This is a genomic window from Pseudomonas agronomica (assembly GCF_025917275.1).
GTDB classification, from domain to species: Bacteria; Pseudomonadota; Gammaproteobacteria; order Pseudomonadales; family Pseudomonadaceae; genus Aquipseudomonas; species Aquipseudomonas agronomica.
The window spans coordinates 1-9,451 of record NZ_JAOSHO010000178.1 but is presented as its reverse complement, the minus strand read 5'-3'; the positions used below and the strand labels follow the sequence as shown (position 1 = coordinate 9,451).

7 protein-coding genes and 1 pseudogene are annotated in these 9,451 nt (G+C 63.1%); all 8 read right to left on the bottom strand.

Annotation, left to right across the window (positions count from 1 at the left end; all coding sequences use genetic code 11):
- Positions 1-25: 25 nt before the first annotated feature.
- Positions 26-1,645 (bottom strand): methyl-accepting chemotaxis protein, encoded by a 1,620-nt coding sequence (locus tag OC610_RS14460; RefSeq protein WP_264428587.1) that lies wholly within the window; start codon positions 1,643-1,645, stop codon positions 26-28.
- Between the two features lie 114 nt (positions 1,646-1,759).
- Entirely contained in the window at positions 1,760-2,455 is a 696-nt protein-coding gene (locus OC610_RS14455; protein WP_264428586.1) for an anaerobic ribonucleoside-triphosphate reductase activating protein, read from the bottom strand.
- Positions 2,452-4,656 (bottom strand): annotated as a pseudogene (locus OC610_RS14450) (ribonucleoside triphosphate reductase). Before OC610_RS14450 ends, OC610_RS14455 begins: the two are co-directional and overlap by 4 nt.
- A gap of 294 nt (positions 4,657-4,950) precedes the next feature.
- Entirely contained in the window at positions 4,951-5,943 is a 993-nt protein-coding gene (moaA, locus tag OC610_RS14445) for a GTP 3',8-cyclase MoaA (RefSeq protein WP_264428585.1), read from the bottom strand.
- 25 nt (positions 5,944-5,968) lie between these two features.
- Positions 5,969-6,922, bottom strand: coding sequence for a peptidylprolyl isomerase (locus OC610_RS14440; RefSeq protein ID WP_264428584.1), 954 nt, complete (start codon positions 6,920-6,922; stop codon positions 5,969-5,971).
- Between the two features lie 10 nt (positions 6,923-6,932).
- The gene (gene narI, locus OC610_RS14435; protein WP_264428581.1) at positions 6,933-7,613 is read right to left on the bottom strand and encodes a respiratory nitrate reductase subunit gamma; all 681 of its coding nucleotides are present in this window, start codon (positions 7,611-7,613) and stop codon (positions 6,933-6,935) included.
- Positions 7,606-8,361, bottom strand: coding sequence for a nitrate reductase molybdenum cofactor assembly chaperone (narJ, locus tag OC610_RS14430; RefSeq protein WP_264428578.1), 756 nt, complete (start codon positions 8,359-8,361; stop codon positions 7,606-7,608). The genes narI and narJ overlap by 8 nt, the downstream gene beginning before the upstream one ends.
- A gap of 2 nt (positions 8,362-8,363) precedes the next feature.
- Positions 8,364-9,451: nitrate reductase subunit beta (gene narH / locus OC610_RS14425; RefSeq protein WP_264428577.1), on the bottom strand; the 1,088-nt coding region annotated here is incomplete at its 5' end.

Here is a 9,451-nt window from a genome sequence, read left to right as displayed (position 1 = left end):
CCACACAAGCCCGGTGCTACAAGGGCTACACCTTGAACCGCGCCACCGTCTGATGCAGCGACCCGGCCATCTGCGCCAGGTCCTGGCCGGCGGTGTCGGTGTGACGCGCACCGAGCAGCACCTGCTCGGAGAGGTTGCGGATGCCCACCAGGTTGCGGTCCACCTCGCGAGCCACCAGCGCTTGTTGTTCCGTGGCGCTGGCGATCATCAGGTTGCGCTCGTTGATCTGCGAGATCGAGCGGGCGATTTCATCCAGTGCCTCGCCCGAGCGCTGGGCCACTTTCAGGGTGGTTCGCACCCGTTCGCTGTTGCCTTGCATGGCGCTGACCGCCTGCTCGCTGTCCTGGCGGATATTGCCGATCATGTCTTCGATTTCCCGGGTCGAGTCCTGGGTACGATGGGCCAGGGCCCGCACCTCGTCGGCCACCACCGCGAACCCGCGCCCGGCATCCCCGGCCCGGGCCGCTTCGATGGCCGCGTTGAGCGCCAGCAGGTTGGTCTGTTCGGCAATGCCACGGATGACGTCCAGCACCGAGCTGATGTCCTGGACGCGTCCCGCCAGTTGCTGGATTCGCCCGGAAGTATCGGTCACGCCGTCGGCCAACGCATGGATCGACGCCACGGTTTCCTGGACTTGCTCACGACCGCGCTGGGCGGTCTGCTCGGAGAGTCGCGAGGCTTCGCTGGTGCTCACGGCGTTGCGCGCCACCTCATCCACCGCCGCGGTCATCTGGTTCACCGCCGCCGCGGCCTGTTCGATTTCCTGCCCTTGCAACTGCAAGGTGCTGTTGGTCTGGCTGCTCACCGCGCTCAACTCCTCGGACGAACTGGCGACCCGATCCACCGACGCCGCAATCTGCCGGACCATCGTATTCAGGCTCTGCTGCATGTCGTGCATGCTACCCATGACGCTGTCGTTCGCCCCGACGCCCACCGGCACCCGGATCGTCAGGTCGCCCCGGGCAATGTGGCTCAGCACCCGCGCCGCATCATTGGGCTCGCCGCCCAGTGGCCGGGTCACGCTGCGGGTCACCAGCAGCGCGACGGTGCTGACCACGGCCAGGCACGCCAGCACCAAGGACAGCATGTTGCGTCGCGCCTCGCTATAGCGCGCCTGGGCCAGTTGTTCGCGCTCGCCAAAAATCCTGCCTTGCATCGTCATCATCACTTCAAGGCTCTTGTACACCTCAAGCTCCGCCGGGATCACGCCCTGCTTGAGCTGCGTCATCGCCTCATCCGTCGCGCCCTGGCGGATCAGCGCCTGCACCTGGACGAACGCGGCCACGTAGGCCTCGCGGCGCTTCTTCAACTCGGCGTAGGCGGCCTTGCCTTCGGGTTGGTCGAACAGCGGCTCCAGCGTCGCAAAAGCCTGGGTGATGCGCTGGCGGGTGGTGTCGATGGATTGCTGGACCTGAGTGTTGTTCTTGTCGATCAGCAGATCCCGAGTGTTCCTGGCGTTGTCGCGCACGCCCGTGGCGATGACCATGATCGGATCGATCTTCGGCCAATCCTGCCGGACGATCTGCACCGCCTGGTCACGCAGCATCGCCAAGTCGTTCAAGGCGTACAGTGCCAGGGCGATCAACGCCAGTGGCGCGATGGCAAAGCCGATCACGATACGTTGGGCAGTGGTGATTCTGGTCATGTCAAATGCTCCCTGTTCAACTACCTGCCGACTGGCAGCGCATTTGAAAACCATTGGAAAAAAATGTGGCCCGGACATCCCGGGCCGCTGTCGTTGAGGGGTTCCCGCTGTCGCTCAATTGCGTAGAACGAACGAGGGAAACAACTCGCGCAGGGCGGCCCACAGCTCGGGCTGCAAGGCGTGTGCCGAAACGCTGGAAAGGTGGGGGTCGAGCATCCGCGCGGTCCGTACCAACTGCACGGCAAAACGATTGACGCCGCGCTCGCTCAGGCGGCGGGCCAGGGCCAGCAGTCGGTCGGGGTCGAACAGGTGCCAATGCACGGTGGTCCGGCATTCATAGTCCACGCCGCTGTCCAGCAGATGGTCGAGGCTGCGCCAGTTCGCCGCGCCGCTGCCTTCAACGCGGGTCACGTCCAGGGCGTCCTCGGGCAAGGCCTTGATGTCGAAGCCGACCCAATCGGCCTGTCCGACCACTTTGGCGAACGCCGCTGGCTTGATGCCGGCGCTGTGCAGGCCGATGCGAAAACCCATCTGCCGTACTTCGTCCATGGCTGCAGCCAGGCCGTCCTGCAAGGTTGGCTCGCCGCCGCTGAACACCACGGCGTCGAGCAGATCCTGGCGACGTTGGAGGAACGCCAACACCCGGCACCAATCCACTTCCTCGCTGCCGCGCGGCGGGATCAGTTGCGGGTTATGGCAATAACGACAACGCCAGGCACAACCCTGGCAGAACAGTACGCAAGCCAGTTGGCCGGGATAATCGAGGGTGGTCAGGGGCACCATGCCCCCGACCCGTAGCACTCGACTCATGGACGCCCGGCCGCGCGTTCGGTGAAGTGCACCCGCTCGCGGTGTTCGGATTGCTTGCCCGGGTTGAAGGCCGCCACCGGGCGGTGATAGCCCATGACTCGGGTCCAGACTTCGCAACGTTGACGCTGTGCCTGTGGAATCGTTTGTACTGCGCTCATGGATAAAGCTCCTTGCGGTCGATGGATTCAGTGAGCGGTGCCTTGGCGCTGTTGTTGCAACAGCAAGGCCTCGTCGCATTTCGGGCAGAACTCGTGTTCGCCGGCCAGGTAGCCGTGCACCGGGCAGATGGAGAACGTCGGCGTGATGGTCAGGTACGGCAGGCGGAAACGCCCCAGCGCCTTGCGCACCAGTTGCTTGCAGGCCTGGGTCGAGGAAATCTGCTCGGCCATGTACAGGTGCAACACGGTGCCGCCGGTGTACTTGCATTGCAGCTCGTCTTGCAGCTCCAGGGCTTCGAACGGATCCTCGGTGAAGCCCACCGGCAACTGCGACGAGTTGGTGTAGTACGGCGCGACCGGGCTGCCGGCCTGGAGGATGTCGGGGTAGCGCTTGAGGTCTTCCTTGGCGAAGCGATACGTGGTGCCTTCGGCGGGCGTGGCTTCGAGGTTATAGAGGTGGCCGGTTTCCTCTTGGAAACGCAGCAATGTGGCGCGCACGTGGTCCAGCAGTTTCAGCGCGAAGGCCCGGCCCTGTTCGGTGTGCAGGCCCTCCTGGTCATCGGTGAAATTGCGCAGCATTTCGTGCAGGCCATTCACGCCGATGGTGGAGAAGTGATTGCGCAAGGTGCCGAGGTAACGCTTGGTGTACGGGTACAAACCGGCGTCCATGTGATGCTGGATGACCTTGCGCTTGATCTCCAGGCTCTCCTTCGCCAGTTCCATCAGGGTATCGATGCGTTGCAGCAGCCCGCTGGTGTTGCCTTTGTACAGGTAGCCCAGGCGCGCGCAGTTGATCGTCACCACGCCCAGGGAACCGGTCTGTTCCGCCGAACCGAACAGGCCACCGCCGCGCTTGAGCAGCTCGCGCACGTCCAGTTGCAAGCGGCAGCACATCGACCGCACCTGGTTGGGTTGCATGTCCGAATTGAGGAAGTTCTGGAAATACGGCAGGCCGTAGCGGGCCGTCATCTCGAACAGGCGGTCGGCGTTCTCGCTGTCCCAGGGGAAATCATGGGTGATGTTGTAGGTCGGGATCGGGAAGGTGAACACCCTGCCCTTCGCGTCGCCAGCCTGCATCACCTCGATGTAGGCGCGGTTGATCAACTCCATTTCCGCTTGCAGGTCGCCGTAGGCGAACGGCATTTCTTCGCCGCCGATCACCGGGATCTGTTCCCGCAGGTCCTGTGGGCAGACCCAGTCGAAGGTGAGGTTGGTGAACGGCGTTTGCGTGCCCCAGCGCGACGGCACGTTGAGGTTGTAGATGAATTCCTGCAATGACTGGCGGATGTCGCCGTAGCTGAGGTTGTCCTTGCGTACGTAGGGCGCCAGGTAGGTGTCGAACGAACTGAACGCCTGGGCGCCGGCCCATTCGTTCTGCAGGGTGCCGAGGAAATTGACCATCTGCCCCAAGGCGCTGCTCAGGTGCTTGGGCGGCCCGGCCTCGACTCGCCCGGGCACGCCGTTGAGGCCTTCGTGCAGCAACGTGCGCAAGGACCAGCCGGCGCAATAACCGGCGAGCATGTCCAGATCGTGGATATGCAGGTCCGCCTCGCGGTGCGCCTCGCCGATGGCTTGGCTGTAGACCTCGTCCAGCCAGTAGTTGGCGGTGACCTTGCCCGAGACGTTGAGGATCAGCCCGCCTAGGGAATAACCCTGGTTGGCGTTGGCCTGCACGCGCCAGTCCTCGCGATCGAGGTATTCGTTCATCGACGTGGCGACTTCCACCAGCGTTCGGCGATCCCGGCGCAGGCGTCCGTGTTGCTCCCGGTAGACGATGTAGGCGCGCATGGACAGGAAATATCCGGCGTCCATCAGCACCCGCTCGACGCGGTCCTGGATCTGTTCGACGTTCAAGCGTGTCTGCCCTTCCAACCGCGCCAATACGGCGTTGAGCAATCCTTCGGCCTCGGCTTCGGCGTATTCACCGGTGGCCTTGCCGGCGGCGATCAACGCCTGGCGGATCTTGTCCGCGTCAAAGGCGACCACACTGCCATCGCGCTTGTGCAAGCGGTTGCAGCCTACTGAGATCAACGTGCTGTGCATTTTGGCTCCATATACTACATATAGGTATTTTTAATCGTTAATACACAATATGTAGTGGATGATACGGGTAAAGGCTAGGTTGGGAATTGATTCGCATCAAGAATCAGGAGCGACCGAAGTCGGGTTGGAAGAACTATTTGAGACCACCACAGATCCCTGTGGGAGCGAGCTTGCTCGCGATAGCGGTGGGTCAGTTGGCGCTGATGCTGATGTGCCGTCGCCATCGCGAGCAAGCTCGCTCCCACAGAGATTTTTGCTGAATCCAAATTCAGCAGTCACCTGAAAGAGCAGTTCTCACCCACCACTCATGTTCATGAACCGCACGATCTGCACTTCCCCGCCAGGGCTGAAGTCATGCTGCAGCGGCTTGCCTCTAAGTGCCTGTGTGATCGATTGAATGATCGGCAAGTCATCCAACGGATAACGCCGCAGCAAACCCCGAAGGTCCAAGGAGTTCTCCTGTCCCAGGCACAGCAACAAGCGCCCTTCGACCGTCATGCGCACGCGGTTGCAACTGGCGCAGAAGTTGTGGGTGTTGGGCGAGATGAAACCGATCCGTGTATCCGGGTGGCGTTCCAGACGCACATAGCGCGCCGGTCCGCCGCTGCTCTCGGCACTGGCGAGCAGGCGGTGGTCGCGGGCAATTTCGGCCCGTACTTCATCGCTGGAACAGAACGACTCGCCCCGGGACCGCCCCACGTCACCGAGGGGCATCTCTTCGATGAAGCTGATGTCGATGCGCCGGTCGATGGCGTACTGCACCAGCGCCGGCACCTCGTCGAAGTTGCGTCCCTTCATCACCACGCAGTTGAGTTTGATCCGCTCGAACCCCGCGCCGCTGGCCGCCTCGATGCCGGCCAGCACCCGATCCAGATCGCCGTTGCGGGTGATGGCCCGGAAGCGTTCGCCGTCGAGGCTGTCGAGGCTGATGTTCATGCGCTTGACGCCCGCATCCACCAGCGGCCGGGCCAACCGGCCCAGCTGCGAGCCGTTGCTGGTCATCACCAGTTCCCGCAGGCCGGGCAATGCCGCGATGTCGCGACACAGCCCGACGATGCCCGGCCGGATCAGCGGCTCGCCGCCGGTGAGGCGAATCTTCTTCACCCCCAGGCCGACGAACAACCGCGCCAGGCGCTGCAACTCCTCCAGGGTCAGCACTTGCTGGCGTGGCAGGAAGGTCATGTTTTTCGCCATGCAATACACACAGCGAAAATCACAACGATCGGTCACCGACATCCGCAAATAATCGATCTGGCGCCCAAACCCATCCTGCAACACCGCGTTCATGCGTACCTCCCGGTTGAGCCGCTGCTCACTGCACCAGCGGCGAGTCGGCGCCCTGAAGATGAATGCCGCGAATATCCGCCGCGCCGATCAGGGTTTGCAGGTACTGCACCAGCGCCTTCTGCCAAACGCCCTGCTGCAACTGGGTGCGAATCGCCGTCGCCACCGCCTCGTACGGCAACGGCTGGCCGTCGATGCGCTGATCGATACTGATCACGTGCCAGCCATAGCGACTTTCCAACGGCTTGCTCGCCAGGCCCGCCGGCAGGGTGAACAGCTGGCGCTCCAGCTCCGGCACGGTCTGGCCCTTGCTGATCTGCCCCAGCGAGCCGCCCTGGGCCTTGGATGGACACGCCGAATACTTCAATGCCAGCTCAGCGAAGCTGCCCGGGAACTGATCGAGCCGTTCCAGCAGCAACTCGGCTTGGACATGGGCGAGGCTGCGGGCCTCGGCATCGTCCGGCGCGCACTCGAGCAGGATGTGCCGCACCGCCAGCAACGGCGCGCTATGGAAACGCGCGCGATTGCTGTCGTAATAACGCAGGCACGTAGCCTCGTCACACTGCGGCACCTGCACCTCACGTTCGAGCAACAGCCGCGTGGCTGCCTCTTCTTCGTTCTCACCGGCACCGACCTGCAACGCCAGGCCCAGCTCGGCGATGCGTTGCTGGAGCAATTCACGGATCACCAGGGCACGGGCGGCCTGGTACACCGCCTCCTCACGGCTTTCGGCCGGGTGGTATTGCAGCTCCTGGGCCATCGCCTGCGGGGTGATCGACACCCCGTTGACGCTGATGATCGGCCACTCCTGCTCACTGCTGGCGATCAACTGCGGCGTTTCATCCGTTGCCCCAGGCTCGGCCTGGGCCGGTTCGAACTGCACCGCCCCCACCGGTTCGACATCGACTATTGGCGCGGTTTTAGCCGAGGAACCACAACCGCCGCCACCACTACCGCCACCACATCCGCATCCACTCGCCATGATCTTCTCCTCAGAACTTCTGCCGAACGATTTGATAACGACGCCCCAGGTACCAGACCGGCGCGCTGACGATGTGCACCAGACGGGTGAACGGGAACAACACGAACAGGGTCAGGCCCAACAGCACGTGAAGCTTGTAGACCAGGCCCACCGGCGACATCGAGGTCGCGGCTTCAACCGGACGCAACAGCACGGTGTTCTGTGCCCAGTCCGCCAGCATCACCATCACCGAACCGTCCATGTGTGCGGTGGATGCAACGATGGTCATCAGGCCCAGCACCAATTGCACCAGCAACACCACCAGCACCAGGATGTCCGACGTGTTGGAGGTGGCGCGAACCCGTGGATCGGTCAGCCGGCGGTTGAGCAACATCAGCAAGCCGATCAGCCCCAGGACGCCGAAGAAACCGCCGGAAACCATCGCCAGCAACTGCTTGTTCTCGGTGCTCAGGAAGTGGTGATAAACCGCCGAAGGCGTCAGCAGCCCGACGAAGTGCCCGGCCAGCACGAACAGCACGCCGACATGGAACAGGTTGCTCGCCACGCGCATGCCGCGCTTGTTGAGCATCTGGCTCGAACCGGCCTTCCACGTGTACTGGGACAGGTCGAACCGCGCCCAACTGCCGATCAGGCAGATCGCCAGGGCGACATACGGGTAGACCCCGAACAACAACAGATCCCATTTAGACATTGCCCACCTCCCCGGCAGGCGCGGCGGCCTGCCCTTCATGCTGAAAATCCACCCAGTGCAGCGGCACCGCACTTTCTTCCCGGGCCCGGCCCGGCGCGCTTGGCATCGAACTGCAACGGTCTTGCTGCTCGGCCTTCATGAAATCCACCGCCTCTTCTTCCCAGACCTTGTCCAGGGCTTCGAGGGAATCGTCGCGGGTCTCGGCCTTCACTTGTTCAAGCATCTCGGCCACCGCCGCCTGGGGTTCGGCCCCGGCGATTTGCAACAAGGCCCGGAAACAACTGGCGTAGGCGCTTTCCCGCTCTTCCAGGCGCGCCGCGAGCAAGGCCAGCAGGTGCGCCACATCGGCCAGGCCCTCGCGGGCCTCCAAGTCTTCGCGGGTGGAGAGGAACTCCAGGTACAACGGGATGTAGTCGGGCAGCTCCTTGATGCCGATGGCAAACCCGGCTTCTTCGTACTGGGCCATCATGTCGACCATGGCCTGGCCCCGGTCGCGGGACTCGCCATGCACGTGTTCGAACAACAACAGCGACAACGAGCGACCGCGGCCAAACAGCGCGCCGTAGTGCTCCTGGCCGTCCATCAGGTCCTGGCCGCAGATCAGTTCCAGCAGCTCGAACAACCCGGCACGCTGGGCGGGACTGATTTCCCGCGCCTGCACGATCGCCTGCTCCAGCTCGTCGCGTCCGGCCACCAGGTTTTCGGTCGGGTAGTCGAGCAGCAACGAAATCACCTTGAGAATGCGCATGCTCATTCCTCCCACAACTGCACGGTTTTGATCACGTCACGGCGGTTGGCCTTCTTGCCACCGAACATGTTCGTGTCCGAGCTGCCACTGCAACCGCTGCCGAAGCTGAAGCCACAGCCGGAACGCTCGGCAAATGCGTCGCTCATGGCATCTTCGCGGTGGGCGCTTGGCACGACGAAACGGTCTTCGTAGTTGGCAATCGCCAGGTAGCGGTACATCTCTTCCACCTGGTTCACGCTCAGGCCGACGTCGGCGAGCACTTGCAAGTCTTGTACGCCATCCACCTGTTCCGAACGCTTGTAGGCGCGCATCGCCAACAGGCGCTTGAGGGCATGCTTGACCGGTTTCTCATCGCCGGCAGTGAGCATGTTCGCCAGGTAGCGCAACGGGATGCGCAGGCTGTCGACGTCCGGAATCACGCCGTTCATGCCCACGGTGCCGGCGGCGGCAGCGTTCTGGATCGGCGACAGTGGCGGCACGTACCAGACCATCGGCAAGGTGCGGTATTCAGGGTGCAATGGCAGCGCGAGTTTCCAGTCCACGGCCATCTTGTAGACCGGCGAACGCTGCGCCGAATCGATCACCGACTGCGGCACGCCATCGGCCAGGGCCTGGCGAATTACCGCCGGGTCGTTCGGGTCGAGGAAGATCTCCAGCTGTTTCTCGTAGAGGTCCTGCTCGTTGGCCGTGCTTGCCACTTCGCTGATGCGGTCGGCGTCATACAGCAGCACGCCGAGGTAACGGATCCGGCCCACGCAGGTCTCGGCGCAAACGGTCGGCATCCCGGCTTCGATGCGCGGGTAGCAGAAAATGCATTTTTCCGACTTGCCGCTTTTCCAGTTGAAGTAGATCTTCTTGTACGGGCAACCGCTGATGCACATGCGCCAGCCGCGGCATTTTTCCTGGTCGATCAGGACGATGCCGTCCTCCTCGCGCTTGTAGATCGCCCCGCTCGGGCACGACGCCGCGCACGCCGGGTTCAGGCAGTGCTCGCACAGGCGCGGCAGGTACATCATGAAGGTGTTTTCGTACTCGCCGTAGATGTCCGCCTGGATCTTGTCGAAGTTCTTGTCCTTGCGCCGCTTGGCGA